Source organism: Kineococcus xinjiangensis, assembly GCF_002934625.1.
Taxonomy (GTDB): domain Bacteria; phylum Actinomycetota; class Actinomycetes; order Actinomycetales; family Kineococcaceae; genus Kineococcus_A; species Kineococcus_A xinjiangensis.
In genome coordinates this window covers 169304-196212 of record NZ_PTJD01000002.1, presented here as the reverse complement: position 1 = coordinate 196212, position 26909 = coordinate 169304, and the positions used below count along the sequence as shown (strand labels likewise).

23 protein-coding genes, 1 tRNA gene and 1 riboswitch are annotated in these 26909 nt (G+C 73.3%); of the genes, 15 read left to right on the top strand and 9 right to left on the bottom strand.

Going from position 1 to position 26909, the window contains the following annotated elements; translation table 11 throughout:
• Positions 1 to 39: 39 nt before the first annotated feature.
• The gene (locus CLV92_RS03800; protein WP_146099404.1) at positions 40 to 825 is read left to right on the top strand and encodes an HNH endonuclease; all 786 of its coding nucleotides are present in this window, start codon (positions 40 to 42) and stop codon (positions 823 to 825) included.
• A 227-nt stretch (positions 826 to 1052) separates the two neighbouring features.
• Here CLV92_RS03800 and CLV92_RS03795 read toward each other — a convergent pair.
• Positions 1053 to 1123: transfer RNA gene (locus CLV92_RS03795), tRNA-Gly, on the bottom strand.
• 121 nt (positions 1124 to 1244) lie between these two features.
• On the opposite strand from CLV92_RS03795, the gene dcd reads away from it, so the two are divergent.
• From dcd to CLV92_RS03780, 3 genes are all read left to right on the top strand, one after another.
• On the top strand, positions 1245 to 1820 hold the full coding sequence (dcd, locus tag CLV92_RS03790; protein ID WP_104431466.1) for a dCTP deaminase: 576 nt from the start codon (positions 1245 to 1247) through the stop codon (positions 1818 to 1820).
• 66 nt (positions 1821 to 1886) lie between these two features.
• The gene (locus CLV92_RS03785) at positions 1887 to 2879 is read left to right on the top strand and encodes a hypothetical protein (RefSeq protein WP_104431465.1); all 993 of its coding nucleotides are present in this window, start codon (positions 1887 to 1889) and stop codon (positions 2877 to 2879) included.
• A 101-nt stretch (positions 2880 to 2980) separates the two neighbouring features.
• Positions 2981 to 4201 carry an EAL and HDOD domain-containing protein gene (locus tag CLV92_RS03780; RefSeq protein WP_146099403.1) on the top strand — a complete coding sequence of 407 codons (1221 nt, stop codon included), beginning with the start codon at positions 2981 to 2983 and terminating at the stop codon, positions 4199 to 4201.
• Positions 4202 to 4282: 81 nt separating this feature from the next.
• Here CLV92_RS03780 and CLV92_RS03775 read toward each other — a convergent pair whose 3' ends face one another.
• Entirely contained in the window at positions 4283 to 4564 is a 282-nt protein-coding gene (locus tag CLV92_RS03775; protein WP_104431463.1) for a DUF4235 domain-containing protein, read from the bottom strand.
• A 15-nt stretch (positions 4565 to 4579) separates the two neighbouring features.
• Positions 4580 to 4723 carry a hypothetical protein gene (locus CLV92_RS21260; protein ID WP_158257118.1) on the bottom strand — a complete coding sequence of 48 codons (144 nt, stop codon included), beginning with the start codon at positions 4721 to 4723 and terminating at the stop codon, positions 4580 to 4582.
• A gap of 93 nt (positions 4724 to 4816) precedes the next feature.
• A riboswitch (TPP riboswitch) is annotated at positions 4817 to 4921 on the top strand.
• A 49-nt stretch (positions 4922 to 4970) separates the two neighbouring features.
• On the opposite strand from CLV92_RS21260, the gene CLV92_RS03770 reads away from it, so the two are divergent.
• The 11 genes from CLV92_RS03770 (at position 4971) to CLV92_RS22760 (ending at position 18107) form a co-directional block, all read left to right on the top strand.
• Positions 4971 to 5699, top strand: a complete 729-nt coding sequence (locus CLV92_RS03770; protein ID WP_245886393.1) for an ECF transporter S component — start codon at positions 4971 to 4973, stop codon at positions 5697 to 5699.
• On the top strand, positions 5692 to 7263 hold the full coding sequence (locus CLV92_RS03765) for an ATP-binding cassette domain-containing protein (protein WP_211290839.1): 1572 nt from the start codon (positions 5692 to 5694) through the stop codon (positions 7261 to 7263). Before CLV92_RS03770 ends, CLV92_RS03765 begins: the two co-directional genes overlap by 8 nt.
• The gene (locus tag CLV92_RS03760) at positions 7260 to 8033 is read left to right on the top strand and encodes an energy-coupling factor transporter transmembrane component T family protein (RefSeq protein ID WP_104431462.1); all 774 of its coding nucleotides are present in this window, start codon (positions 7260 to 7262) and stop codon (positions 8031 to 8033) included. The genes CLV92_RS03765 and CLV92_RS03760 overlap by 4 nt, the downstream gene beginning before the upstream one ends.
• 235 nt (positions 8034 to 8268) lie before the next feature.
• Entirely contained in the window at positions 8269 to 9303 is a 1035-nt protein-coding gene (locus CLV92_RS03755; protein WP_211290838.1) for a LacI family DNA-binding transcriptional regulator, read from the top strand.
• Between the two features lie 258 nt (positions 9304 to 9561).
• A complete protein-coding gene (gene chvE / locus CLV92_RS03750; RefSeq protein ID WP_104431657.1) occupies positions 9562 to 10626 on the top strand; it encodes a multiple monosaccharide ABC transporter substrate-binding protein in 1065 nt (354 codons plus the stop codon).
• 138 nt (positions 10627 to 10764) lie between these two features.
• Positions 10765 to 12315, top strand: a complete 1551-nt coding sequence (gene mmsA, locus CLV92_RS03745; protein WP_104431461.1) for a multiple monosaccharide ABC transporter ATP-binding protein — start codon at positions 10765 to 10767, stop codon at positions 12313 to 12315.
• Positions 12312 to 13571: a multiple monosaccharide ABC transporter permease gene (mmsB, locus tag CLV92_RS03740; protein ID WP_245886392.1), complete on the top strand. Its 1260-nt coding sequence runs from the start codon at positions 12312 to 12314 to the stop codon at positions 13569 to 13571. The genes mmsA and mmsB overlap by 4 nt, the downstream gene beginning before the upstream one ends.
• Positions 13572 to 13936: 365 nt before the next feature.
• On the top strand, positions 13937 to 15805 hold the full coding sequence (gene dnaK, locus CLV92_RS03735) for a molecular chaperone DnaK (protein WP_104431460.1): 1869 nt from the start codon (positions 13937 to 13939) through the stop codon (positions 15803 to 15805).
• On the top strand, positions 15805 to 16419 hold the full coding sequence (gene grpE / locus CLV92_RS03730) for a nucleotide exchange factor GrpE (RefSeq protein ID WP_104431459.1): 615 nt from the start codon (positions 15805 to 15807) through the stop codon (positions 16417 to 16419). Before dnaK ends, grpE begins: the two co-directional genes overlap by 1 nt.
• 61 nt (positions 16420 to 16480) lie before the next feature.
• A complete protein-coding gene (locus tag CLV92_RS22765; protein ID WP_104431458.1) occupies positions 16481 to 17551 on the top strand; it encodes a DnaJ C-terminal domain-containing protein in 1071 nt (356 codons plus the stop codon).
• Positions 17552 to 17741: 190 nt separating this feature from the next.
• A complete protein-coding gene (locus tag CLV92_RS22760) occupies positions 17742 to 18107 on the top strand; it encodes a heat shock protein transcriptional repressor HspR (protein WP_425433557.1) in 366 nt (121 codons plus the stop codon).
• A 128-nt stretch (positions 18108 to 18235) separates the two neighbouring features.
• On the opposite strand, the gene rhaS is transcribed toward CLV92_RS22760, so the two are convergent.
• From rhaS to CLV92_RS03690, 6 genes are all read right to left on the bottom strand, one after another.
• Positions 18236 to 19324, bottom strand: a complete 1089-nt coding sequence (rhaS, locus tag CLV92_RS03715) for a rhamnose ABC transporter substrate-binding protein (protein WP_104431457.1) — start codon at positions 19322 to 19324, stop codon at positions 18236 to 18238.
• 92 nt (positions 19325 to 19416) lie between these two features.
• On the bottom strand, positions 19417 to 20454 hold the full coding sequence (locus CLV92_RS03710) for an ABC transporter permease (protein ID WP_104431456.1): 1038 nt from the start codon (positions 20452 to 20454) through the stop codon (positions 19417 to 19419).
• Positions 20444 to 21490 carry an ABC transporter permease gene (locus tag CLV92_RS03705; protein WP_104431455.1) on the bottom strand — a complete coding sequence of 349 codons (1047 nt, stop codon included), beginning with the start codon at positions 21488 to 21490 and terminating at the stop codon, positions 20444 to 20446. The genes CLV92_RS03710 and CLV92_RS03705 overlap by 11 nt, the downstream gene beginning before the upstream one ends.
• The gene (locus tag CLV92_RS03700; RefSeq protein WP_104431454.1) at positions 21487 to 23010 is read right to left on the bottom strand and encodes a sugar ABC transporter ATP-binding protein; all 1524 of its coding nucleotides are present in this window, start codon (positions 23008 to 23010) and stop codon (positions 21487 to 21489) included. The genes CLV92_RS03705 and CLV92_RS03700 overlap by 4 nt, the downstream gene beginning before the upstream one ends.
• 242 nt (positions 23011 to 23252) lie before the next feature.
• On the bottom strand, positions 23253 to 24698 hold the full coding sequence (locus CLV92_RS03695; RefSeq protein WP_104431453.1) for a glycoside hydrolase family 6 protein: 1446 nt from the start codon (positions 24696 to 24698) through the stop codon (positions 23253 to 23255).
• 113 nt (positions 24699 to 24811) lie between these two features.
• Positions 24812 to 26641: a glycoside hydrolase family 6 protein gene (locus tag CLV92_RS03690; RefSeq protein WP_146099402.1), complete on the bottom strand. Its 1830-nt coding sequence runs from the start codon at positions 26639 to 26641 to the stop codon at positions 24812 to 24814.
• Between the last annotated feature and the right edge of the window lie 268 nt (positions 26642 to 26909).

The window sequence follows — 26909 nt, the reverse complement described above, 5'->3', positions numbered from 1 at the left end:
CGATGAGCCGCTGCCCAGTAGTACACGTAGGAGATGCTCATGAGTAGTGACCTGCACGCCCCTTCAGCAAATCGACAAAGGGCGACGCCGCTGATCGTGCCCGGGAAGCGGATCAGCGCGCCGGGCTTCGACTACCGCGACGAGGCCCTCGGGTCCCGTGCCCGGGTAGCTCTCTTCCTGGCGACTGAGGTGGGGGAGGGCGGCCGCTTCCTCAAGCAGGCCCTGCGGCAGGCCTTCCCCGGCATCGAGCAGGTCGACCGGCGCATGCGCGAGCTGCGCAGCATGGAGTGGGTCTTCACGTACGACGCTGACCCAGAAGACCAGCGTGTGCGGATCACCACACTCACCAAGATCGGCCTGTACATCTGGGACCCGGACGTTCCTCGCCCGACCTTGGGGCGGATCAGCGCGGTGCAGTCCCGGCGCATCTTCGACCGGGACAGGGTGTGCACCATCTGCGGCATCGCTGCCGGGGAGAGGTACGCCCCTGATGACGACCGCACCGCTCAGCTGATCATCCAGCACATCGTCCCGCTGTCTGTAGGGGGCAGCGAGGACGACTCCAACCTGCACGTGGTGTGCCTGCGTCACAGCGGAGGCCAGTGGGCTGCGCCCGAGAGCAGGGAGCAGGTGCAGCGCATCCTCACTCGCTTCGATGGCGAGCTTGATCCCAGGGCCCGCACCCAGTTCCTGTCCTGGGTGCTGCGCGGGCAGCGCACCTTCACCCCGGCCGAGCAGCTCTGGGCGACTTACCAGGCGCTGAGCCCCGCCGAGCGCGAGTCGGTGCGCGATGAGCTCGCCCGCAGGCTCGAGAGCCAGGACTGATCTGTTGCGCTCCTGGTGGGGCAGCGGCCTGCGGGAAGCCATCTCGGGCCACACGCGCATGGACCAAGCAGGCGCCCGGCCATGCAGCCAAGAGAGCCCGTCGGGTACGCCGGGGTGATGGCGGTCATGTGACTCATGGCCCGGGTGTGGCCCGCAGGCCACTGCAGCGGCACATGCGAAAGGCCCAGGCTCAGCGATCATGCCGCTGACCTGGGCCTTCGTCTCTGAGCGGGTGACGGGAATCGAACCCGCACTATCAGCTTGGGAAGCTGAAGTTCTACCATTGAACTACACCCGCAAGCCCGTTCCGGGGAACGTGCGCGACCTACTGTAGCCGAGGCCGCGGCGTGCTCCGAGCCCTTCCCCCAGTCGGCTGTCGGTGCGTGTCCCGCGCGGCGTCGGCCCGGTACCGTGATCGTGTGCTGCTCTCCGACCGCGACATCCGTGCCGAGCTGGCCAGTGGGCGCGTCGCCCTCGACCCGCTCGACGAGTCGATGGTGCAGCCGTCCAGCGTCGACGTGCGCCTCGACCGCTACTTCCGGCTGTTCGACAACCACAAGTACGCCGTCATCGACCCCGCCGTGGAGCAGCCGGACCTGACCCGGCAGGTGGAGGTGGAGCGGGGGGAGCCCTTCGTCCTCCACCCGGGCGAGTTCGTCCTGGCCTCCACCCTGGAGCGGGTCACCCTCCCCGACGACGTGTCGGCCCGCCTGGAGGGCAAGAGCAGCCTGGGACGCCTCGGCCTGCTCACCCACTCCACCGCCGGCTTCATCGACGCGGGCTTCTCCGGGCACGTGACGCTGGAGCTGTCCAACGTCGCCACCCTCCCGATCAAGCTGTGGCCGGGCATGAAGGTCGGTCAGCTCTGCTTCTTCCGGCTGTCCAGCCCCGTCGAGCATCCCTACGGCAGTCCGGGGTACTCCTCCCGCTACCAGGGGCAGCGCGGCCCGACACCCAGCAGGTCGCACCTGTCCTTCCACCGGACCGAGATCTAGCCAGACCGAGATCCAGCCAGCAGGTGCGCGCCGGTCGCCGCACCGAGAGGGCGACGAGGAGCAGACATGGGTGTGCTGGGCCAGTGGTGGCGGCGCCCCGGCGGGGGCCGGAGGCTGACGGCGTCGGAGCTCGCGGGCGCGCACCTGCTGCTGCTGCCCTCGGACGTGCCGCAGGCCGAGGTCTCGGCCGCGGTGCGCTGCCGCTGTCCCGACGCGCCCTCCCGCTCCGGTGCCCTCGTGCTCTCCGAGGACGGCCCCGCGCTGCTGCACCCCGCCCTCGACCTGTCCCCGCGTGCGGCGGCCCGCGCGGGCGTGACCGGCCCGTGGCGGCGCGCCCTCGCGCTGGCGGTGCCGCCGCAGCGCGAGGCCACGCACCCCCTGGGTCCCGACCGCGACGGCCTGCACCGCGCCTTCCCCGCCGGCCTGCCGACGGGCAGCGAGGCGGAGGGGCTGCGGCTGCTGCTGGGGCTGGCCCGCCGCTTCGGCGGAGCGGTGCGGATCGCGGGCAGCGGCGAGGTGCTGGAGCCGGACCCGCTGCGCGCCGTGGACCACCTCGTGCGCACCACGACCTGGCTGGAGCCGGAGGACCTGCTCGAGGCGCTCGGCGACCTCCTGCCCGACGCGGAGGCCGCGCGCTCCGGTGACCTGGAGGAGCTGGTGGACGGCGGGCCCGTCCCCCTCGACGTGGACCACCTGGTCGACCTGGGTGACGCCGACGCCGACGCGGGCGGCCCCGTGCCCGAGCCCTACGTCGTCTCCGCCGCCCTCGACGGCATCGACGTCCTGCTGCTCGTGCACCCGGAGGAGGAGATGACCGTCCCGGCTCCGGCGGACGCGGCGACCACCACGACCTACGAGGTCCGCTGGGACAGCACCGACGGCGGTGCGCGCCTGGCGGAGGAGCCCGACGAGCGCCACCGGGCCGAGCGCGCCCGTGCGCAGGCGGTCGTGGCCCGGGTCAGCGCCGCCGTGCTCGACCGCACGGGCGGCATCATCCTCGACGAGGACCTCCTGCCGGTCCTCGCCGCCGGTCCACCGCCGGGCCGGGGGCCGCGGTGACGTCCGGGGACCCCGCCGTTGAGCGCACAGCGGCATCCCGGCCGGCTTCGGCCGACCCCCTCACCGCCGCTCCCGACCCGTCCCGGCAGCCGCCGGTCCACGTGCCCGTGCGGATCGGGCGGCAGGGCATCTACGACGCCGAGCGCGAGCTCGCCGCCTACGAGCTCCTCTTCCGCGCCCACGGCGGCCTGCACGCGGGCCTGACCAGCGAGCGGGAGCAGGAGAAGGCCACCTCGCAGGTCATCAGCGCCACCTTCGGCGACTTCGGCGTCGAGCAGATCGCCGGCGACCTGCCGCTCTTCATCAACCTCACCCGCAGCTTCTTCACCGGCGACCTGCCCATCCCGTGCGAGCCGGGGCAGGTGGTCCTGGAGCTGCTGGAGGACATCCTCGTCGACGACGAGGTGATCGCCGGCGTGCGCGCCCTCGCCGGGCGCGGCTACCGCATCGCCGTGGACGACTTCGCGGGGGAGGAGCACCGCTGGCCGGCCGTGCGGCTCGCGGACTACGTCAAGATCGACATCAGCCAGACCGGTGACCGCTTCCCCGACGTGCTGCGCCTCGCCCGCGGGCTCAACCCCGACGCGCCGATCGTCGTCGAGCGCGTCGAGGACGAGGAGACGTTCGACGCCTGCCGGGACCAGGGCGTGGACCTCTACCAGGGCTACCTGCTGCAGCGGCCGGTGGTGCTGGAGTCGGTGAGCCTGTCCCCGTCGCAGGTCATCTGCCTCAAGCTGGTGCGGGCGCTGACCGGCGACGAGGCACCCATCGAGGAGATCGAGCGGCTCGTCGCCTCCGACCCCGGCATGAGCGTGCGGGTGCTGCGCACCGTGCGGTCCGCGGCGGTGGGGACGAGCCGCCAGATCACGTCGCTGCGGCAGGCGATCGCGCTGCTGGGGCGGCGCCAGCTCTGCTCCTGGGTGGTGCTCATGCTGCTCGGCGGCGTCACCCGCTCCGACCCGGAGGCGCTGACGCTCGTGCTGGCGCGCGCCACCGCCTGCGCCCGGCTGGTCGAGCCGGGCGGGCAGGTGGACGTCGCCTACACCGTGGGGCTGCTCTCGGGGGTGGCGAGGGTGCTGCGGATCAGCGACGAGGAGCTGATCGAGACCACGGGCGTGGCGCCCGTCGTGCGGGCGGCCCTGCTGAACCACGAGGGCCCGGCCGGCCGGGCGCTGGCCGCGGTGCTCGGCTACGAGGACGAGGACCTGCCGAGGGTCTCCGGCGCCGGTCACGAGCTCTACGAGGTCTCGCGGGCCTACCTCGCGGCGCTGAGCGGGGCGATGGCCACGGTCAGCCTGGTCACCCGGGGCAGCGCGGCCTGATCCGGTGCGGGCGTGCGCCGGCCCCGGCGGATCGTCCCACCGGGGCCGGGTGCGGTGCTCGTGGCGCGGGCGCCCGCAGGCTCAGCGGCCGCCGCCGCGCAGGCCGGGCGGGCGGGTGCCCACGGCCTTGCGGTAGTACGCCGCGGCCTGGCGCTCCGCCAGCAGCCGCGCGATGCCGATGACGGCGCCGGAGGCCAGCGCCCACAGCACCGCCTCCTTCCAGCCGACGTCCGGGTCCTCCGGGTTGTCGGGCGGGTTGCTCCCGGTGAGGAACTTCCAGCCGCCCTTGGTGACCGCGTTCGCGAGAGCACCCGCGCCGACGGCAGCGCCCGTGCCGATGAGCTTCCAGACCATGGGGTTCATGGTCCGCACCCTGCCCTAGAGGACATCCAGGAGCCAGCGCAGCACCGGCGTGAGGGCCGTGGCCGACACGGCGAGCAGTCCGACCACCACGAGCAGGGCCACGAGCCGCACCGCCCGGGAGGGAGCGCCGCTGGAGTCGTCGCGCAGGAGCCTGAGCACGGGCACAGCCTCGCAGGTCATCGCCCGGGACGTCGCGCGAGCGGACGGGCGATCCGCGTGGCGCCGGGGGGCCCGCCCCGTCCGGTACCGTCAGCACCACGACAGGGGAGCGCCGCGTGGCGCTGAGAGTGCGGGCAGCCGCAGACCCTCGAACCTGACCCGGCTAGCACCGGCGTAGGGAGTCGGGCCGTCTCGACGGGACCCACCGTGGGCACCCGTCCCCCTCCTGCTCGTCCGGGAGGAACCCATGACCACGCCCAGTCCAGACCCCACCAGGACGGACGCCCTGCAGCCGCACGGCCACGTGGTGGAAGGCGCCGTCGTGAGCCGGGCCGCGGGCACGCCCACCGCTGCGCCGGTCGCCGGGTCCGTGCCGGCCCGCCGGCCGCTGATGCGCTGGCGCAGCATCGACCTGATCACCGCCGCCATGCTCGGCGTCGTCTTCGGCGTCATGTTCTGGGGCTGGAACAACCTGTTCTACGTCATCCAGCCGGGCTGGGCCGCGTTCCCGCCGGCCGGCGGTCTGGTCTCCGGGATGTGGCTGCTGCCCGCGGTGGTCGGCGCGCTCGTGATCCGCCGCCCGGGCGCCGCCCTGTTCGTGGAGATGGTCGCGGCGCTCGTGGAGATGGCCATCGGCAGCTACTGGGGCCCGATGGTCCTCGTGTCGGGCCTGATGCAGGGCCTCGGCGTGGAGATCGCCGTCGCGATCTTCGCGTGGCGTCGGTTCAACCTCGGCGTCGCCGTCCTCGGCGGTGCCCTGGCGGCCGTGCTGGAGGTCGTGGCCTGGGAGTGGTGGTTCTACTGGGCCGACTGGGCGTGGAGCTGGAAGCTCGCCTACCTCGGCGCCTTCTCCCTCTCCGGCGCGCTGATCGCCGGCCTCGGCGGCTACGCCCTCGTGCAGGCGCTGGCACGTGCCGGTGCGCTGCGGTCCTTCCCGGCGGGTGCGGAGGCCCGCCTGGCGCGGGCTCGTGCCTGACACCTCCACCCCCCTCACCGGGGGCGCGACCGTGCGGGTGCGGGGCCTGACCTGGCACCCGCACGGCGCCGCGACCCCGGTGCTCGCCGACCTCGACCTCGACGTCGAGGCCGGCGAGCGGGTCCTCCTCGCCGGCCCCAGCGGCGCCGGCAAGTCCACCCTGTTGCGCGCGCTCGCGGGCCTGCTCGGCGCCTCCGACGGTGGCGACCCCGACGACGGGCAGCTCGCGGGGGAGGTGCTGCTGGACGGGCGGCCGGCCACCGGGGGCGGGGCCGGGCTGCTGCTGCAGGACCCCCTCGACGCGGTCGTCGCCGCCACCGCCGGGCGCGACACGGCCTTCGGCCCGGAGAACCTCGCCCTGCCCCGTCCGCGGATCGCCGAGCGCGTCGCGGCCGCGCTGGCGGCGGTGTCCTTCCCCTACGGTCCCGCCCGCTCCACCGCCGAGCTGTCCGGCGGTGAGCTGCAGCGCCTCGCCCTCGCCGGCGCCCTGGCCCTGCACCCCAGGCTCCTGCTGCTCGACGAGCCCACCTCGATGCTGGACACGGCGACCGCTGCGAAGGTGCGCGACGCCCTGCTGGCCTCGGTGGGGGAGCGCACCCTCGTCGTCGTCGACCACCACCTCGGCACCTGGGTCCCGGTCGTGGACCGGGTCGTCGTCCTCGACCGCACCGGCGCGGTCGTCGCCTCCGGCCCTCCCGGTCCCGTCCTCGGCCGCGACGCGGACTCCCTGGCCCGCGACGGCATCTGGGTGCCGGGCCTGCCGGCACCGGAGGCGCTCGCGGTGCCGGCGGACCTCGTCGGGCCCTGCCACGCCCCGCCCACCGGGGAGGCGGCGTTGCGCGGCCGTGGGCTGGGGGTCGTCCGCCGCCGCCGCGGCCTGCGCCCCGCCCCGCCCGCCCGCGTCCTCACCGGCGTCGACGTCGACGTGCGGGCAGGGGCGCTGACCGCACTGACGGGGCCGAGCGGCGCGGGCAAGTCGACGCTGGTCGCGGTCCTCGCCGGGCTGCTGCGCCCCAGCGAGGGCGACCTGGTCCCCGCGGCCGGCTTCGCCCGGGGAGCGGGCCCGAGGCCGTGGCGGTGGAGCTCGCCGGAGCTGGCGGCCCGCGTCGGCTGGGTGCCGCAGCACCCCGAGCACGGCTTCGTGGCGCGCACCGCCCGGGAGGAGGTGCGGGCCACGCCGGAGGTGCTGGGGCAGGGGGAGCGCGGGCGGCGGCGGGCCGACGCGCTGCTGGAGCTGGTGGGCCTGTCGGCCCGGGCGGACGTCGAGCCGCACCTGCTCTCGGGCGGGGAGCAGCGCCGCCTGGTGCTGGCCGCCGCGCTGGCCGCGGGTCCCGCGCTGGTCGCGGCGGACGAGCCGACGGTCGGGCAGGACCGGGGCACGTGGGCGGTGGTCGCCGGTGCGCTGCGGGGGGCGGCGGGGGCCGGGGCGGCCGTCGTCGTGGCCAGCCACGACGAGGTCCTCGTGGATCGCGCGTCGCACCGCCTGCGACTGGAGGCCGGGCGGGCGGTGGCGCCTGACGCACCGCCGGACGCGCGGGTGGTCGGGCAGGGGGTGCGCCCGTGAGCGCGGTCACCGCCGGGTCCACCGCCGAAACCGCCGCCGGGGCCGTCGCGGGGCCGGCGCGCACCCGCCTCGTCGCGCGCTGCGGACCGCTGTCCCTGCTCGCGGTGTCCTTCCTGTCGATCGTGGCCTCCCTCTTCGTCGACGACTGGCGCACGGGGGCCGTCGCGCTGGGCGTGCAGCTCTCGCTCGCGCCGTTCGCCGTCTCGGGGCTGCGGGCGGCCGCCCTCCGGCTCCTGCCGGTGTGCATCGCGGCGCTGTCCGTGGCCTGGTCCACCTGGTTGCTGGGCGAGGGCGGGCCGCAGCGGCTGGAGGTGGCGGTCACGGCCGCGCTGCGCATCGTGGTGCTCGTGCTGCCGGGCGCGCTGCTGGTGTCCTGGATCGACCCGAGCCGGCTCGGGGACCACCTGGCGCAGCGGCTGCACCTGCCCGCGCGGGCCGTGGTCGCGGCGGCGGCGGCCCTGCAGCGGTTCGAGTCGCTGCACGAGACGTGGGACTCCCTGGCCCGGGCGCGGCGGGCCCGTGGCCTGGGCCCGGGGCGCTCCCCGGCGGGGCGGGTGCGCTTCTTCGCGGGCATGGCGTTCGGGATGCTGGTGGGGGCGCTGCGCTCGGCGGAGCGGATGGCGGTGGCCATGGACGCGCGGGGGTTCGCGGACTGCTCGCGGCGGACGTGGGCGGAGCCGGCGCCGTGGACGCGGGCGGACTCGGCGCTGGTGGCCGTCGGTGCGCTCGTCGCCGCGGTTCCCGTATGCGTGACCCTCTGGTTGCGCTGAGTCAGTTCTGTGGCACCGGTGGGGTGCTCCCGCGCAGGAGCGGCACCCGGACGGTGCAGTGGGCTCCGGAGAACGGGCCCGCGGGCCCGGACCGGCGCCTAGGGTGAGCACCGGTTCCCCGCCGTGCACCCCGTCCCGGTGTGCCGGCCCCCTGCGCCCGCCCGGCGGGGGTGCCCAGCTCGTGCCCGTCCCCCTCGGGAAGGGTGCGGACCGTCCGCAGCCGAAGGAGGCGACCGTGACCGCGACCACCCCGGCACCGCGCCAGCCGGTGATGTCGGACGTGGCCCGCATGGCCGGGGTCTCGCACCAGACGGTGTCCCGGGTCCTCAACGACACCGGCCCGGTCCGCGAGGAGACCCGGCGGCGGGTGCTGGAGGCCATCGACGCCCTCGGCTACCGGCGCAACCCGGCCGCGCGGGCGCTGGTGACCCAGCGCTCCGGCCTCCTCGGCGTCATCACCCCCTTCGGCATCCACCACGGCCCCGTCCACACGCTGCTCGGCGTGGAGGAGGCGGCCCGCGCGCGGGGGATGTCCGTGGTGCTGTGCAGCCTCGCCGAGGTGCGCAGCGGCACGATGAGCGCCGCCATGCGCCACCTCGCCGGGCAGAACGTCGAGGGCATCGTGGTCGTCACGTCGGTGACGTCGGTGGTGGGCTCGCTGCCCGTGCCGGAGGGGCTGCCGGTCGTGGTGGCCCAGGCCCGTCCCGGGGGTCACCTGCCGAGCGTCTCCGTGGACCACGAGCTGGGCGCGCGGCTGGCGACGCGGCACCTGCTCGAGGCGGGGCACCGCACCGTCCTGCACGTGCGCGGGCCCCACGACTGGCCGGAGGGCGACCGCCGCGTGCGGGGCTGGGAGGAGGCCCTGGCGGAGGTCGGCGCGCCCGTGGAGGAGCCGCTCCTGGGGGACTGGTCCGGGGACAGCGGCTACCAGGCGGGGCAGGAGGTCGTGCGCCGGTGGCGGGAGCTGCCGGCTGGGGAGAGGCCGACCGCGGTCTTCGCGGCCAACGACCTGATGGCCTTCGGCCTGATGCACGCCCTGCACGAGGCCGGTCTGCGGGTGCCGGCGGACGTGGCGGTGGTGGGCTTCGACGACGTGCCCGGGGCGGCGCACTCCTGGCCGCCGCTGACGACGCTGCGGCAGGACTTCCGCGAACTCGGCAGGCAGTGCGTCCACGCTCTGCTGGCACGCCTCGACGGGGGGCAGCAGATCGAGCCGGTCGACGCTATACCACCGCAGCTGGTCGTGAGGTGCAGTTCGGGCGCTCCGTGACCTGAGCGATGCCCTTCCGCAGCATCCCCGTTGCGGCGTCGTCACCACTTCGCGACCTTTTGTTGCCCGGTGCTGCAAATGGGCGGGTCGCCCTTCGTGCTGCCTCCGTGAGCGTTAACATCGAAGGGCACGGTGCACCGCGACGGTCGCGGTCATGACCGCTGGGCCAGTACTCGCCCCGGTCGCGTGCAGGCGTCGATGTCGACGACGAATGGAGATGATCACGTGCTCAGCAAGAAGCTCGGGGCTGCCCTGGGGATGTCCGCCCTCATGCTGACCGCCTGCGGTGGCGTCGGCGACGCCGCCAACCAGGGTGACGAGGGCGACGGGGGCAAGGGTGTCGTCGGGATCGCGATGCCGACCAAGTCCTCCGAGCGGTGGGTGGGCGACGGCAACAACATGGTCAAGCAGTTCAAGGAGGCCGGTTACGGCACCGACCTGCAGTACGCCGAGGACGACATCCCCACGCAGGTCAACCAGATCGAGACGATGATCACCAAGGGCGTCGACGTCCTGGTGATCGCCGCGATCGACGGCAAGCAGCTCGGCGACGTCCTCCAGCAGGCCAAGGACAACAACATCCCGGTCATCTCCTACGACCGCCTCATCCTCGAGTCGCCGAACGTGGACTACTACGCCACGTTCGACAACTTCAAGGTCGGCCAGCTGCAGGGCGGCTACATCAAGGACGCCCTCAAGCTCGACGAGGCCCCCGGCCCCTTCAACATCGAGCTCTTCGGCGGCTCGCCGGACGACAACAACGCGTTCTTCTTCTTCGACGGCGCGATGGACGTCCTCCAGCCCTACATCGACTCCGGCAAGCTCGTCGTCAAGAGCGGCCAGACCAGCATGGACACCGTCGCGACCCTGCGCTGGGACCCCGCCACCGCCCAGCAGCGCATGGACAACCTGCTCAGCTCGTACTACGCCGACGACAAGGTCGACGCGGTGCTCTCGCCCTACGACGGCATCAGCATCGGCATCATCTCCAGCCTCAAGGGCGCCGGCTACGGCACCCCGGAGAAGCCGCTCCCCGTCATCACCGGTCAGGACGCCGAGCTGGCGTCGGTGAAGTCGATCATCGCCGGTGAGCAGACCCAGACGGTCTACAAGGACACCCGCGAGCTCGCCAAGGTCGCCGTGAACATGGCCACCGCCGCGCTGGAGGGCAAGAAGCCCGAGGTCAACGACGAGGAGACCTACGACAACGGCGTGAAGGTCGTCCCGTCGTACCTGCTCGACCCCGTCTCCGTCGACAAGTCCAACTACGAAGAGGTCCTCGTGGCCGGCGGCTACTACACCGCCGACCAGCTCACCAGCTGACGATCGACCTGCTGGTTTCGCGCCCCGTGCCCGCCACCGCGGGTGCGGGGCGCACCCGCAGCGGTCGTCGCAGACCGCTGCTCCCGGACCGACGGACACGATCCAGGGGCCCCTTCAGGGGCCGGCCAGGAGGGCCGCTTGCCTGACCTGATCCTCGAGATGCGCGGCATCTCCAAGACCTTCCCCGGCGTCAAGGCGCTGGACGACGTGAACCTCGCAGTCGAGCGCGGTGAGATCCACGCGCTGATGGGCGAGAACGGCGCGGGCAAGTCGACGCTGATGAAGGTGCTCAGCGGCGTCTACCCCGCCGGTGACTACGAGGGCGAGATCTACCTGAACGGCAAGCTCGCCGAGTTCAGGGGCATCAAGGACTCCGAGCACGCGGGCGTCGTCATCATCCACCAGGAACTGGCGCTCATCCCGCAGATGTCCATCGCCGAGAACATCTACCTCGGCAACGAGCGCGCCAAGGGCGGTCGCATCGACTGGGGCGAGACCACCCGCGCCACCATGGAGCTGCTCGCCAAGGTGGGGCTGAAGGAGGACCCGTCCACCCCCGTCTCCGCCATCGGCGTCGGCAAGCAGCAGCTCGTCGAGATCGCCAAGGCGCTGTCGAAGGACGTGAAGCTCCTCATCCTCGACGAGCCCACCTCCGCGCTCAACGACGAGGACTCCGAGAACCTGCTGGAACTGCTGCGGCAGCTCCGCACCCAGGGCATCACCTCGATCATGATCTCGCACAAGCTCAACGAGATCGTGGCCGTTGCGGACCGCCTCACGATCATCCGCGACGGGCGGACGATCGAGACGCTCGACGCGGCGACCGGGGCGACCGACGAGGACCGCATCATCCGCGGCATGGTCGGGCGCGACCTCGACCACCGCTACCCCGAGCGCACCCCCGAGATCGGGGACGTGCTCTTCGAGGTGCGGAACTGGAGCGCGTACCACGCGACCGCGCACGACCGGAAGATCGTCGACGACATCAACCTCACGGTCCGCCGCGGGGAGATCGTCGGCATCGCCGGCCTGATGGGCGCCGGTCGCACCGAGTTCGCGATGAGCCTCTTCGGCCGCAGCTACGGCACCGGGATCTCCGGCACCGTCCTGAAGGACGGCCGGGAGATCAGCACGAAGACGGTCGGCGAGGCGATCGCCCACGGCATCGCCTACGTCAGCGAGGACCGCAAGCACTACGGCCTCCACCTCGAGGAGGGCCTGTACTGGAACATGACGCTGGCGAACCTGAAGAAGGTCACCTCCGGCATGTCCATCAACGAGCACGAGGAGGTCGTGCAGGCCGAGCGGCTGCGCAAGACCCTCCACGTGAAGGCGCCGACCGTCTTCGTCAAGGCGAACACGCTCAGCGGCGGGAACCAGCAGAAGGTCGTCCTCGCGAAGTGGATGTTCGCGGAGCCGGACCTGCTGATCCTGGACGAGCCGACGCGCGGCATCGACGTCGGGGCCAAGTACGAGATCTACACGATCGTGCAGGAGCTGGCCGCCCAGCAGAAGGGCGTCCTGCTCATCTCCTCGGAGCTCCCCGAGCTGCTGGGGATGTGCGACCGCATCTACGTCATGAGTGAGGGGCGTTTCACCGGTGAGGTGCTGCGCAGCGACGCTTCGCAGGAGGGCTTGATGAGACTGATGACCCAGGGCCGGACGAAGACCGAGGCGGCGGTGCAGTGAACGCGCTGCTGACCGCGATGCGCGGCAACATGAGGCAGTACGGGATGATCATCGCCCTGGTGGCGATCGGCATCCTGTTCCAGATCCTCACCGGCGGTCTGCTGCTGAAGCCGCAGAACGTGTCCAACCTGATCCTGCAGAACTCCTACGTCTTCATCCTCGCCATCGGCATGATGCTCGTCATCATCACCGGGCACATCGACCTGTCGGTCGGCTCGGTCGCGGCGTTCGTCGGCGCGGTGGCGGCGGTCCTGATGGTGAACCAGGGCTGGAGCACGATCCCGACGATCATCGCCGCGCTGGCGATCGGGGCCCTGGTGGGCGTCTGGCAGGGGTTCTGGATCGCCTACATGCGGATCCCGTCGTTCATCGTGACCCTCGCGGGCATGCTCATCTTCCGCGGTCTGACGCTGACCCTGACGGACGGCAAGGCCATCGCGCCGTTCCCGGAGGACTTCCGGGCGATCGCGACGAGCTTCATCCGCGACTTCGCGGGCGGCTCCACGCTCACCACGATCATCCTGGGTGTCGCGGTGTCCGTGTTCCTCGTCGTGTCCGAGCTGCGCGGGCGCGCCCGCCGCGCCAAGTACGGCCTGCCGTTGATCCCGATGGGCCTGTTCGTGGCGCGCCTCGTGCTCCTCGTCGCCGCGATCAACGCGTTCACGGTGCTCCTGGCGCAGCGCAACGGCCTGCCCACGGCCGGCCTCATCGTGATCGTGCTGGTGGTCGTCTACTCCTACGTCATGTCGCGCACGGTCCTCGGCCGCCACGTCTACGCGGTCGGCGGCAACGAGAAGGCGGCGCTGCTGTCGGGCGTGCGGACCCAGCGCGTCACCTTCCTGGTGTTCGTGAACATGGGCGTCCTGTCCGCGATCGCCGGCCTCATCGTGACCGCCCGCCTCAACGCGGCCGGCCCCCGTGCGGGCACGAACTTCGAGCTCGACGCCATCGCCGCGGCCTTCATCGGCGGCGCCTCCGCCGCCGGCGGGGTCGGCACCGTCGTCGGTGCGATCATCGGCGCCATGGTCATGGGCATCATGACCAACGGCATGCAGATCATCGGCATCGAGGTCGACTGGCAGTCCACGATCAAGGGCCTCGTCCTGCTCGCCGCGGTGTTCTTCGACGTCTACTCGAAGAACAAGTCGGGCAAGACGTCCTTCTTCGTGAAGATCTTCAAGCGGCAGCCGAAGGACGAGCCCGACTCCGTCCTGAAGCGCACCTCCTCCGGCTCGGGGGAGAAGGTCGGGATCTGACCTCCGCACCCGCACGACGACGCCGGCCCCCCTCCTGTCGCAGGAGGGGGGCCGGCGTCGTCGTGCCCGGGGGGCGAGTCGGTGCGGGGACGTTCGGCCGGGGGCGCGCCGGTGTGTCGCGGCGCAACGTCCCCGCCTCGCCGGGCGCACACGTGGTGGGCGGGGGCGCGGCGGGGCGTGGCCGGGAACGATCGGGTCGCCCGCGGCGTTGACTTGAGCGACACCGGCTCAAGACCAGTGAGGCCCCACTTGACAAGGTGGGCGGCCCGTGGAGACTTGAGCCAGAGACACTCAACAGGCGCCCGGAGCCGCACGGCGACCGGGCGGGGCCCACGGGCCCGGCAGACGCTGAAGGAGCACGCACCATGGCACGAGCCGTCGGCATCGACCTCGGCACCACCAACTCCGTCGTCTCCGTCCTCGAGGGCGGCGAGCCGACGGTCATCGCCAACGCCGAGGGTGGTCGCACCACCCCCTCCGTCGTCGCCTTCGCCAAGAGCGGCGAGGTCCTCGTCGGTGAGATCGCCAAGCGCCAGGCGGTGACGAACGTCGACCGCACCATCCGCTCGGTCAAGCGCCACATCGGCACCGACTGGAAGGTCGGGATCGACGAGAAGAAGTACACGCCGCAGGAGATCAGCGCCCGCATCCTGCAGAAGCTCAAGCGGGACGCGGAGAGCTACCTGGGCGAGTCCGTGACGGACGCCGTCATCACCGTGCCTGCGTACTTCAACGACGCCCAGCGCCAGGCCACCAAGGAGGCCGGTGAGGTCGCCGGCCTCAACGTCCTGCGCATCATCAACGAGCCCACCGCGGCCGCGCTGGCCTACGGGCTCGACAAGGGCAAGGAGGACGAGCTCATCCTCGTCTTCGACCTCGGCGGCGGCACGTTCGACGTGTCCCTCCTGGAGGTCGGCAAGGACGAGGACGGCTTCTCCACCATCCAGGTGCGCGCGACCTCCGGCGACAACCACCTCGGTGGTGACGACTGGGACCAGCGGATCGTGGACCACCTGCTCCAGAAGGTGAAGCTCACCACGGGCATGGACCTGTCCAAGGACAAGATCGCCATGCAGCGCCTCCGGGAGGCCGCCGAGCAGGCGAAGAAGGAGCTGTCGAGCTCCACCGCCACCGGCATCTCGCTGCAGTACCTGTCGATGACGGAGAACGGCCCGGTCCACCTGGACGAGCAGCTCACCCGCGCCCAGTTCGAGCAGCTCACCGCCGACCTGCTGGACCGGACCAAGGCCCCGTTCCACCAGGTCATCAAGGACGCCGACGTCTCCATCAAGGACATCGACCACGTCGTCCTCGTGGGTGGTTCCACCCGCATGCCGGCCGTGGCCAGCGTCGTGCGCGAGCTGACCGGCGGCCGTGAGCCCAACAAGGGCGTCAACCCGGACGAGGTCGTCGCCATCGGCGCGGCCCTGCAGGCCGGCGTCCTCAAGGGTGAGCGCAAGGACGTCCTCCTCATCGACGTGACCCCGCTGTCCCTGGGCATCGAGACCAAGGGCGGGATCATGACGAAGCTCATCGAGCGCAACACGGCCATCCCGACCAAGCGCAGCGAGGTCTTCACCACGGCCGAGGACAACCAGCCCAGCGTGCTCATCCAGGTGTTCCAGGGCGAGCGCGAGCTGGCCCGCGACAACAAGCCGCTGGGCACCTTCGAGCTGACCGGCATCGCGCCCGCCCCGCGCGGCGTGCCCCAGATCGAGGTCACCTTCGACATCGACGCCAACGGCATCGTGCACGTCAACGCGAAGGACCGCGGCACCGGCAAGGAGCAGTCGATGACCATCTCGGGCGGCAGTGCGCTGTCCAAGGAGGACATCGAGCGCATGGTCAAGGACGCCGAGGAGCACGCGAACGAGGACAAGAAGCGTCGCGAGGAGGCCGAGGCCCGCAACCAGGCGGAGAGCCTCCTCTACCAGACGGAGAAGTTCCTCGCCGACAACTCCGACAAGCTCCCGGAGGACGGCAAGTCCGAGGTGCAGTCCGCGATCGCCGACCTGAAGAAGGCCCTCGAGGGCAGCGACGCGGACGAGATCAAGGCCAAGTCCGACGCCGTCGCGCAGGCCAGCCAGAAGCTCGGCGCCGCGATGTACGCGGCCCAGTCCGAGGGCGGCGCCGGCTCCGAGGGTGCGGGTGCCGGTGCGACCGGTGGCGCGAGCGCGGGCGCCGACGACGACGTCGTCGACGCCGAGGTCGTCGACGACGAGAAGGACAAGTGATGCCGGAGGAGACCGGGGCCCGCGACGAGCGGGACGAGAACGGCCCCGTGGTCCGCGACCGCCGTCGCCTCGACCCGCAGACCGGCCAGCTCCGCGAGGAGCCGGCCGGCGCGGGCGAGGCCGCGGAGGAGGGCCTGCCCTCCTACCCGGCCGACGTGAGCGCCGCGGGCGAGGCGGGCTCCTCCGAGCTGCTGGCGGCGCAGACCCTGGCGGCGGAGCGGCTGGAGGACCTCCAGCGGCTGCAGGCGGAGTACGTCAACTACCGCCGCCGGGTGGACCGGGACCGCGACGTGGCCAAGGACGCGGCCATCTCGGGCGTCGCCGAGGCGCTGCTGCCGGTGCTGGACGACATCCACCTCGCCCGCCAGCACGGCGACCTCTCCGGGCCGTTCGCGGCGATCGCGGACAAGCTGGAGGCGACCCTCGGCCGCTTCGGGCTCGTCCGCTACGGCGAGAACGGCGAGCCGTTCGACCCGGCGGTGCACGAGGCCCTGATGCACGCGCACTCCGACGAGGTCGAGGTGGCCACCTGCACCCAGGTGCTCCAGCCGGGGTACCGCTTCGGGGAGCGGGTGCTGCGGCCGGCCCGCGTCGCGGTGGCCGACCCGCAGTGACGGCCGGCGCTCCGAGGGCCGCGAGCACGACGACGACCAGCAGCGAGGGGAGGGGACGCCGGTGAGCATGCACGACTGGGCCGAGAAGGACTTCTACGACGTCCTCGGCGTGCCCCACGATGCGGACGCGTCGACGATCAAGAAGGCGTACCGGAAGAAGGCGCGGGACCTGCACCCCGACGCCAACCCCGGCGACGCCGAGGCGGAGCGCCGCTTCAAGGAGGTGGGGGAGGCGTACTCCGTCCTCTCCGACCCGGAGAAGCGGCAGCAGTACGACGGCATCCGCTCCATGCTCGGCGGCGGGGCCCGGTTCACCGCCGGCTCCGGCGGTCCCGGGCCCGGGTTCGAGGACCTGCTCGGCGGGCTGTTCGGGCAGGGCGGCGGCGGTGGCGGCCCGCGGATGCGCTTCGGCACCCCGGGTGCCGGCGGCGGTGCGCCCGGTCCCGGGTTCGAGGACCTGCTCGGCGGGCTGTTCGGGCAGGGCGGCGGTGGTGGCTTCGGTGCCCCGGGCGGCTTCGGCGGCCCCGGCGGCGGGGGGTTCGGCACTCCCACCGCGACCCGCGGCACGGACCTGGAGGCCACTGCGCGCGTGGGGTTCCGGGACGCGCTGGAGGGCGCGACCGTCACCCTCCGCGTGCCGGACCCCCGCGGGGGTCCCGTGCGCACCGTCAGCACCCGGCTGCCCGTCGGGGTGCGCGACGGCCAGCGGGTCCGGCTGCGCGGCAAGGGCCTGCCGGGCCCGGGGGGTGCGCCCGCCGGGGACCTGCTCGTCACCGTCAGCGTGGAACCGCACCCGGTGTTCCGCCGCGACGGCGACGACCTGCGGATGACCCTGCCGGTCACCTTCCCGGAGGCCGTGCTCGGCGCGACCGTGGAGGTGCCGACGATCGACGGGACCACCGTGCGGGTGAAGGTGCCGCCGGGCACGCCCTCGGGCCGCTCCCTGCGGGTCCGCGGGCAGGGCGCCCGGCAGGCCCGTGCCGACGACGCCCGGGGGGACCTGCTGGTCACTCTGGAGGTGGCCGTGCCGAAGCACCTCGACGACGCGGCGCGCAGGGCGGTCGAGGCCTTCGCCGAGGCCACGCGCGGCGACGACCCGCGCGCCGGGCTCCTGGAGCGCGCCAGGAGCTGACATGCCTGCGATGCTCACCCCGGAACCGCCCCCCGCCGGGCGAGGGCTGCGGGTGGGCCTGCGGGGCCGTCCCGGGCGGGACGGCCCCGCAGCCGTCGGCGGAGCGCAGGAGGAGCAGCGGAGGGAGGAAGCCGTGCACGACGACGACGCACCCGTCTTCGTCATCTCCGTCGCCGCGGAGCTGGCGGGCATGCACCCGCAGACCCTGCGGCAGTACGACCGGCTCGGCCTCGTCTCACCGCAGCGGGCACCCGGGCGCGGCCGCCGCTACTCCGCCCGGGACGTCGCCCGGCTGCGGGAGGTGCAGCGGCTGTCCCAGGAGGACGGCGTCAACCTCGCCGGCATCAAGCGGATCATGGAGCTGGAGAAGCAGGTCGAGACGCTCACCGACCGCGTCCAGCTCCTGGCCGAGGAGGTGCACCGGCTGCGCCAGGTCTCCGGCCGGGTCTTCGCGGCCGGGGCCGGTGGTGACATCGTCGCCACCTCCGTGGGGCGGCGCCCCCCGTCGCCGTCGCGCTCTCGCGCCCTCGTCCTGTGGCGGCCCGGCCGGGGCTGAGCCCCGGGCCGCGGGCGTCGCGCGCGAGGCGGGGACGTTGCGGCAGCGACACGTGGGCGTGTCGCTGCCGAACGTCCCCGCCCTGACGCGTCACGGGCCGAGCCCGCTCCTCGCCGGGGGGCCGTCCGTCAGAAGTCGAACTGGTCGATGTTCGACGCGTCGAACGTGGTGGGCGGGCCGAGCACGACCTCCCCGTCGGCGCCGATGGTGTACTCCCCGAGGCGGCCGGCCTCGAAGGTCTCACCCTCCGCGCCGGTGATCTGCCCGGCCTTGAGCGCGGCCCCGGCGTAGCCGGCGAGGTAGCCGATGTCGGCGGGGCTCCAGAGCGCGAACTCCTTCACCGTGCCGTCCTTGACGTACTCGCGCATCTGGTTCGGGGTGCCGAGGCCGGTGACGGCCACCTTGCCCTTGTAGTCGCTGGAGGAGATGTAGCGGGCCGCGGCGGCGATGCCGACCGTGGTGGGGGAGACGATGGCCTTCAGGTCCGGGTACTTCTGCAGCAGCGCCTGCGTCTGCTGGAAGGACTTCTGGTCGTCGTCGTCGCCGTAGGCCACCTCGACGAGCTCCACCCCGGCGTACTCCGGCTTGGCCAGCTCCTCCTTCATCACCTCGATCCACGCGTTCTGGTTCGTCGCGTTCGCCGTGGCCGACAGCACCGCGACCTTGCCGCTGCCGCCGGACAGCTCCAGCGCCTGCTCCGCGAGGGTCTTGCCGATGCCCTCGGTGGTGGCCTGGTTGATGAACACGTCGCGGCAGTCGGGGTTGGCGTCGGAGTCGAACGTGACGACCGGGATCCCCTTGGCGCGCGCCTGGTTGAGCGACGGGCAGACCGCGTTCGGGTCGTTGGCCGCGATGTTGATGACGTCCTGCTGCTGCTGGATGAGGGTGTTGATGTAGCTGACCTGGCTCGAGGCGCTGGCGTCGTTGGGGCCGACGAGGCTGTACTCGCCACCCAGCTCCTCCACCGCCTCCTTGCCACCGGCGGCCTCGATGTCGCTGTAGGGGTTGTTCAGCTGCTTCGGCAGGAAGGCGATCTTCAGGCCCTCGGGGATCTCGGCCGAGGGGTCGGCGGAGGCGGCCGCAGAGGACGACGGGGCGGGCGCCGCCGGCTGCTGGGCCTGGCTCTCCCGGGTGGTGCCGCCGCCGCAGGCCGTGAGGGCCATCGTCAGCCCGAGGCTGCCGGCGAGGACGAGGGAGAGGCCACGGCGAGAGGACATGGGAGTTCCTTCCGGGTTGCGCCCCGAGGGGCGGGGGGCCGGGAGTCGTCGGTGACCCCGGGTGGTGCGGGTGGAGGGAGGTGCGGGAGGCCTCAGCGGGCGCGTGAGGCCCGTGCGGAGGCGCTGCGCCGGCGGACGGCGCGCAGGACGTTGGGAGCCAGGACGGAGGCGATGAGGAGCCCGCCGGTGACGACGGTGAGGGCCTCGTTGGAGACGTTCTCCAGGCGCAGCGCGTTCTGCAGCGACGCCAGGAGCACGACGGCGGCGACGACCCCGGGGAGGCTGCCCTTGCCGCCGAAGATGGAGACCCCGCCCAGCAGGACGGCCGCCACCACCGCCAGCTCCAGTCCCGCCCCGTTGTCGGCGCGGGCGCTGGAGTAGCGCAGCGCCCAGAGCACGCCGGTCAGGGCGGAGACGACCCCCGAGAGGACGAACAGGGTGAACTTGATGCGCAGGGTCGCCAGGCCCGCGAACCGGGCGGCGGTGTCGGAGGCGCCGGTGGCCACGATGCCGCGGCCGGCGGGGGTGGCGTGCAGGGCGATCCCGAACGCCACGACGGCGACCAGCAGCGGCAGCAGCAGGTTCGGCACGACACCACCCCCGGCGGTGCCCGTCACCCAGCCCGTGTGGGCGAACGGGAAGTCCGCCACCGCGTTGCTGCCGAGGACGACGTAGGCCAGGCCCCGGTAGAGGGCGAGCGTGCCGATGGTCACCGCCAGCGACGGCAGCCCCAGCACCGTGACGAAGAACCCGTTCACGGCCCCGAGCACCGCGCCCAGCACCAGGCACAGCGGGATGATCGTCTCGATCGCCATGCCACCCACCCACAGCGAGCCCATCACCGCACCGGTGAGGCCCAGGATGCTGGCGACCGAGAGGTCGATCTCCCCGGTCATGACGATGAGGGTCATCGGCAGGGCGATGAGCAGGATGGGAGTGATGTCGAGCAGCAGGAACACCGCGTTGCCGGCGTCGCCGAACCCGTCGACGGTGAGGGAGGCGATCACGAGGACGAGCACCGTCAGCGCGATGATCGTCGCCTCCCACGAGGCGAGGGCGCCGAGGCGGCGGGCGGGTGCGGGTGCGGCGGCTCCGGCGGTTCCGGTGCTGCTCGGGACGTCAACGGCCATGGGAGTTCCTCCTCCGCAACTGCGCGGCGAGCCGGGTGGTGAGCACCCGGTCGGTCGAGATGGCCAGCAGGATGAGCGCGCCGACGATGGCCTGCTGCCAGAACTGGTCGATGCGCAGCACCGGCAGGGCGGAGTTGATGACCGTCAGCAGCAGCGCGCCGAGGGCGGCGCCCCAGACCGTTCCGCTGCCGCCGGTGACCACGACCCCGCCGACGACCGCCGCGGCGACGACGTTCAGCTCGTAGCCGGTGCCGGCCGCCGCGTCGACGGTCCCGAACCGTGCCGCGTACAGGGCGCCCGCCAGGCCGGCGAGGGCCCCGGAGACGACGAACGCCGCGAGGAGGCGGCGGCCCACGGAGATTCCGGCGAGGACGGCGGCGTCCGGGTTGGAGCCGATCGCGTACAGGTCGCGGCCTGCGCGGTAGCGGCCGAGGACGATGCCGGCCACCACGAGGACGACGGCGGCGATGAGCACGAGGACGGGCACCCCGAGGACGGTGGCGGTCCCGAACCCCAGGTAGTTCCCGGGCATCTCGTCGGCGTTGATCTGCTGCCCGCCGGCCCAGAAGAACGCGATGCCGCGGTAGATGTAGAGCGTGCCCAGCGTCACCACCAGCGCGGGGACGCCGCCGAAGCGGACGAGCACGGCGTTGACGAGCCCGCACGCCGCGCCCACCAGCATGGCCAGGCCGATCGCGACGACGATCGGGGTTCCCGGTGCGGCCTGCAGGAGGCTGCCCGCGGCGTAGGCGGAGAGCCCGAGGACCGAGCCGACGGACAGGTCGATGCTGCGGGTGATGATGACGATCGTCTGCCCGACCGCGAGGATCGCGAGGATCGCGGTGCTGAGGGCGATGTCGCGGAGGCTCTGGCCGGAGACGAACAGCGGGTTCGCCGCGGCGGTCACCGCCACGAGGACCACCAGGGCCAGGACGATGCCGAGGGAGCGGGCCTTGAGGACCCGCTCGACGGCCGAGGTCGGGGGTGCGGGCGGGACGGGGGTCTCCTGCGTCCGCTGCGCGGTGGCGGCGCTCACGCGGCACCTCCCAGGAGGGCGTCCTGCCCGGTGGCGGCGAGCATGATGCTGCGCTCGTCGGCGTCGGAGCGGGGGATGTCGGCGCTGATGCGGCCCTCGTGCATGACGAGGACCCGGTCGGCCATGCCGAGCACCTCGGGCAGTTCGGAGGAGACCATCACGACGGCGAGCCCTTCGGCGGCGAGGGAGGAGATCAGGCGGTGCACCTCGGCCTTGGTGCCGACGTCGATGCCGCGGGTCGGCTCGTCGATGAGGAGCACCTTGGGGTTCGTCGAGAGCCACTTGGCGAGGACGACCTTCTGCTGGTTCCCGCCGGACAGCGTGCCCACGGGGTCGCTGAGGCGGTGGAACTTCGTCTGCAGCCGCCGGGTCCACTCCGCCGCCGAGGCGCGCTCGCGCCCGCCGGTCAGCAGTCCGAAGCGGGCGAGCTGGCGGGAGCGGGGCAGGGTGGTGTTGCGCTCGATCGACATGTCGAGGACCAGGCCCTGCTGGCGGCGGTCCTCCGGCACCAGCGCCACCCCGGCGGCCATCGCGGCGCGCGGCGAGCCGAGTTTGAGCGGGCGACCGGCCACGCGGACCGTTCCCGCGTCGGCCCGATCGACGCCGAAGACCGCCTGCACGACCTCGGAGCGACCGGCTCCGACCAGGCCGGCGAGGGCGACGATCTCGCCGGCCCGCACGCTGAAGGACACGTCGCGGAACCACCCGGCGCGGGTGAGACCCTGGACCTCCAGCACGACCTCGCCGGGCTCGACGTCCTGCTTGGGGTAGAGGCTGGTGATGTCGCGGCCGACCATGCGGCGCACGATCTCGTCCACCGTGAGGTCCGGCATGGGGTCGCTGGAGACCCAGGCGCCGTCGCGCATCACGGTGACCCGCTGGCACAGGGCGGTGATCTCCTCGAAGCGGTGGGAGATGAACAGCACCGCCGCGCCGGCCGCCGTCAGCCCGTGGGTGACGCCGAAGAGGCGCTCGACCTCGTGGCCGGACAGCGCCGCGGTCGGCTCGTCCATGACGATCACGCGCGCTTCCAGGGAGATGGCCTTGGCGATCTCGACGAGCTGCTGGTCGGCGATGGAGAGGCCCCGGGCCTGGCGGGAGGGGTCCATGGGGGTTCCGAGGCGCCGGAACAGCTCGGCCGCCGCGGTCTCCATCGCCCGCACGTCGATGGCGCCGCCCCGGGCACGCGGCTGGCGGCCGATGAAGATGTTCTCCGCGACCGAGAGGTCGGGGAAGAGCGTCGGCTCCTGGTAGATGATCGCGATGCCGGCGGCGCGGGCGTCGGCGGGGCTGCCCAGCCCCAGCGGCGCGCCGTCGAGGACGACCTCGCCGGTGTCGGGGCGGTGGACGCCGGCCAGCACCTTGACGAGGGTCGACTTGCCCGCGCCGTTCTCGCCGACGAGCGCGTGCACCTCGCCGCGGAAGAGGTCGAGCCTGCCGTCGCGGAGGGCCTGCACCGCTCCGTAGGACTTGCTCACTCCCCGCAGCGACAGCACGGGAGAGGAATCGGGTGCGGCCACGCTGCCTCCAATGAAACGATTCACTGGGGGGAACAGTAGCCATCCGCCTGGGGCGCGTCAAGGAACTGGATTCCGTTCTGCCCGAGCGGTTGCCGCGGTTCCGCGCGACCGGGTTCAGGAAACCGCTCTCCGAAATTCGGCGGCGCAGCGGCGACGACGTCCGGCGGGTCGGGGGTCGACGAGGGGACGGGTGCGGGCGGAGTTTTCCGCCCGCACCCGTCCCCGTCCGCGCCCGAGGTGCGTCAGAAGGAGGCGCGTTGGCCGAGGCCGATGGCGTAGTCGGTCCAGAAGGTGCCGGCGGTGGGTCCGCCGTTGCAGGTGCCGTCGGACTCGCCCGGGCGCTTGATCCAGGTGAAGGCGTCGGCGCGGGCGCTGCCGGTGGCGGTGGTGAAGCGCTGTCCGAGGCCGCGGCCGGTGGGGTTGCACCAGGTGTCGCCGGGGCCGCGGCCGTTGCGGGAGGTGTCGACGAGGAAGGTCTTGCCGCCGAGGCGGGTGGACAGGTCCTCGCCGTAGGCGAGGGTGGAGGCGTCGGTGGCGAAGTTGCTCACGTTGAGGGAGAACCCGCGGGCCTGGGTCACGCCCGCGCTGCGCAGGCGCGCGGCCATCACGTCGGCGGCGATCCAGCCCGGTCCGCCCGCGTCGAGGTAGACGGCGGTGGCGGGGCTGGCGGCGAGGATGCCCACGGCCTCGGCGAGCAGGGCCATGCGCGCCTGCTGGTCGGCGGGGGAGAGGCAGTCCTGCATCTGCGCCAGGGCGTCGGGCTCCAGGACGACGACGGCCCTGCGGCCTGCGATGCCTGCGGCGAGCTGGCGGATCCACTCGCGGTAGGCGCCTGCGTCGGCCACTCCGCCTGCGGAGTAGAGGCCGCAGTCGCGGTGGGGGATGGCGTAGGCCACCAGCACGGGCAGGGCGCCGGCGCTCGTCTCGGTCCCGACCCGGGCGGAGACCTGGGAGGCGAGGGTCGAGGCCGGGATCCAGTCCCCGAACCAGGTGGCGCTCGGCCCGGAGGCGATCTTGTCCAGGGCGGCGGCCCCGGCCGGGTCCCAGGAGCGGCGGGCGTCGGCGGCGCGGCGGGCGGAGGAGGCGGGGTCGACGTAGCCGCGGGCCCCGGCGAACGGGTTCCCGCTCACCGGCTCCGGCACGGGCACGGGTGCGGGTGCGGGTGCGGGGAGGGACGCGTGCCGCGCGCTGACCACGTCGACACGCAGGTTGCGGTCGCAGGTGGAGGTGCGGAGATCGTTCGCGAAGGAGACCGCGACGCGGTGCGCGCCGTCCGGCCAGGACCCCGGGAAGGAGTAGTCCTGCCAGTCGGTCGAGGTCACGGTGGCGCTGCCGACCTCGCGGCCGTCCACGCTGACCTGCAGCGTCGGGCTGCCTGCGCACTGGTCACCCCGGGCCCGCAGCACCAGGTGGCTGACGGAGCCGCCGAGGAAGTAGCTGCCCGCGGCGGTGCCGTTGCCCCAGAGGAGCAGCCCGGCCCCCGCGGAGGCGGCGCTGTCGGAGAACGAGCGACCGGCGTCGGCCTGGAGGGACATGGTCTCCGCCTCCAGCGGCCCGACCGGTGCGGGGCGGCGGGTGCCCCGTTCGAGCGCCGCGGACGCGGCGGCCGGGGACAGCATCGCGCCGACGGCGAACGCGGTGCTCAGAGCGGTGACCAGGAGGACGCGCGGCATCGCACGGGGACCCATGGGGGGAACATCGGCAGGTGCCCGCCCGGACTTGAGCCGTTCGGGTGAACTTCTTCCCCTCGGTGGCCGGCCGGGCCAGGTCGGCGCCGGGCCGGCCACCGGGGGTGGCGGGATCAGAAGGAGGCGCGTTGGCCGAGGCCGATGGCGTAGTCGGTCCAGAAGGTGCCGGCGGTGGGTCCGCCGTTGCAGGTGCCGTCGGACTCGCCGGGGCGCTTGATCCAGGTGAAGGCGTCGGCGCGGGCGCTGCCGGTGGCGGTGGTGAAGCGTTGTCCGAGGCCGCGGCCGGTGGGGTTGCACCAGGTGTCGCCGGGGCCGCGGCCGTTGCGGGAGGTGTCGACGAGGAAGGTCTTGCTGCCGAGGCGGGTGGACAGGTCCTCGCCGTAGGCGAGGGTGGAGGCGTCGGTGGCGAAGTTGCTCACGTTGAGGGAGAACCCGCGGGCCTGGGTCACGCCCGCGCTGCGCAGGCGCGCGGCCATCACGTCGGCGGCGATCCAGCCCGGTCCGCCCGCGTCGAGGTAGACGGCGGTGGCGGGGCTGGCGGCGAGGATGCCCACGGCCTCGGCGAGCAGGGCCATGCGCGCCTGCTGGTCGGCGGGGGAGAGGCAGTCCTGCATCTGCGCCAGGGCGTCGGGCTCCAGGACGACGACGGCCCTGCGGCCTGCGATGCCTGCGGCGAGCTGGCGGATCCACTCGCGGTAGGCGCCTGCGTCGGCCACTCCGCCTGCGGAGTAGAGGCCGCAGTCGCGGTGGGGGATGGCGTAGGCCACCAGCACGGGCAGGGCGCCGGCGCTCGTCTCGGTCCCGACCCGGGCGGAGACCTGGGAGGCGAGGGTCGAGGCCGGGATCCAGTCCCCGAACCAGGTGGCGCTCGGCCCGGAGGCGATCTTGTCCAGGGCGGCGGCCCCGGCCGGGTCCCAGGAGCGGCGGGCGTCGGCGGCGCGGCGGGCGGAGGAGGCGGGGTCGACGTAGCCGCGGGCCCCGGCGAACGGGTTCCCGCTCACCGGCTCCGGCACGGGCGTCGGGGTCGGCGTCGGCGTCGGGGTCGGCGTCGGGGTCGGGGTCGGGGTGGTGGCGGGCAGGACGCTGACCGCGTCGACGCGCAGGTTGCGGTCGCAGGTGGAGGTGCGGACGTCGTTGGCGAAGGAGACGTCCAGGCGCCGGGTGCCGCCCGGCCACGCCCCCACCACGTCGAGGTCGCGCCACGTCGTCGACCCCACGCTCTGGGTGGACACGGCGCGCCCGTCCACGCCGACGGTGACCTGGGCCGAGCCCTGGCAGTCGTCGCTGCGCACGCGCAGGCGCACGGTGCCCGCGGGGGCGGTCAGGGTCGCGGACGCCGTGGCGTTGGACCAGATCAGCAGCCCCCGGCCCCCGGCGGCGGAGGAGTCGGCGAAGGACTGGCCGGACCCGCTCGGCAGCGACATCGCCTCCGCCTGCTGGGACACCGCCTCTGCCGCCGCGGCCTCGAAGCGCACCTGGTCGACCAGCAGGTTGCGGTCGCAGGTGGAGGAGCGGAAGTCGTTGGTGAAGGCCACCTCGATGCGGTGGGCGCCCGCGGCCCACTGGCCGGTGAAGGCGTGGTCCTGCCAGCCCGTGGTGGGCACCGCTGCGGTGCCGACCACCTGGCCGTCCACGCTGACCCGGAGGGCCGGCGCACCCGAGCACTGCTCACCCCTCGCCCGGACGACCAGCCGTCCGGCCGGCACGTCGGCGGTGGCGCTGCCGGTGGCGGTCGCGTTGCTCCAGATCAGGAGCGCGGCGCCACCGGACGCCGCGACGTCGGCGACGGTCCGGCCGGAGCCCATGGGCAGGCTCATCGCCTCGCCCTGCAGGGGCGGGGCGGCGGCGGCCGCCGTCATCGCCCCGGAGGCCGCCACGAGGGTGCCGGAGGCCAGTGCGCAGACGCCGGCCAGGACGGCCGCTCGCTTCGAAGTTCTCAACATGCCCGTCCCTCGACACGTGGGCGGGGAGCCTTGAGGCTGCTCGTCGGACCAGAGTGATGAGGCACCGGCAGAAAGTAGCTGGCTGGGCCGAACGGGTGAGGCAGGGCAACGCAGCGTCACCGCCGACGTGACGTGCTCACCCGACCGGAGCACCACGTTCGGGGGAGGTCCCGAAGCGGCGCTAGGTTGTGCACTGCCGGCGCGAGTGTGCCGGCACCCACCCCCGACGCCGGCCCCGCCGCTGTCGCGCGCCCACGAAGGACTCCCG

Excerpts from the sequence above, each read along its gene's own strand:
- CLV92_RS03710 (WP_104431456.1), bottom strand. The coding sequence starts at position 20,454 with ATGGCCGTTGACGTCCCGAGCAGCACCGGAACCGCCGGAGCCGCCGCA.
- CLV92_RS03695 (WP_104431453.1), bottom strand. The coding sequence starts at position 24,698 with ATGGGTCCCCGTGCGATGCCGCGCGTCCTCCTGGTCACCGCTCTGAGC.
- CLV92_RS03785 (WP_104431465.1), top strand. The coding sequence starts at position 1,887 with ATGGGTGTGCTGGGCCAGTGGTGGCGGCGCCCCGGCGGGGGCCGGAGG.
- grpE (WP_104431459.1), top strand. The coding sequence starts at position 15,805 with ATGCCGGAGGAGACCGGGGCCCGCGACGAGCGGGACGAGAACGGCCCC.
- CLV92_RS03800 (WP_146099404.1), top strand. The coding sequence starts at position 40 with ATGAGTAGTGACCTGCACGCCCCTTCAGCAAATCGACAAAGGGCGACG.
- rhaS (WP_104431457.1), bottom strand. The coding sequence starts at position 19,324 with ATGTCCTCTCGCCGTGGCCTCTCCCTCGTCCTCGCCGGCAGCCTCGGG.
- CLV92_RS03690 (WP_146099402.1), bottom strand. The coding sequence starts at position 26,641 with ATGTTGAGAACTTCGAAGCGAGCGGCCGTCCTGGCCGGCGTCTGCGCA.
- CLV92_RS03770 (WP_245886393.1), top strand. The coding sequence starts at position 4,971 with ATGACCACGCCCAGTCCAGACCCCACCAGGACGGACGCCCTGCAGCCG.
- dnaK (WP_104431460.1), top strand. The coding sequence starts at position 13,937 with ATGGCACGAGCCGTCGGCATCGACCTCGGCACCACCAACTCCGTCGTC.
- CLV92_RS22760 (WP_425433557.1), top strand. The coding sequence starts at position 17,742 with ATGCACCCGCAGACCCTGCGGCAGTACGACCGGCTCGGCCTCGTCTCA.
- chvE (WP_104431657.1), top strand. The coding sequence starts at position 9,562 with ATGTCCGCCCTCATGCTGACCGCCTGCGGTGGCGTCGGCGACGCCGCC.
- CLV92_RS03775 (WP_104431463.1), bottom strand. The coding sequence starts at position 4,564 with ATGAACCCCATGGTCTGGAAGCTCATCGGCACGGGCGCTGCCGTCGGC.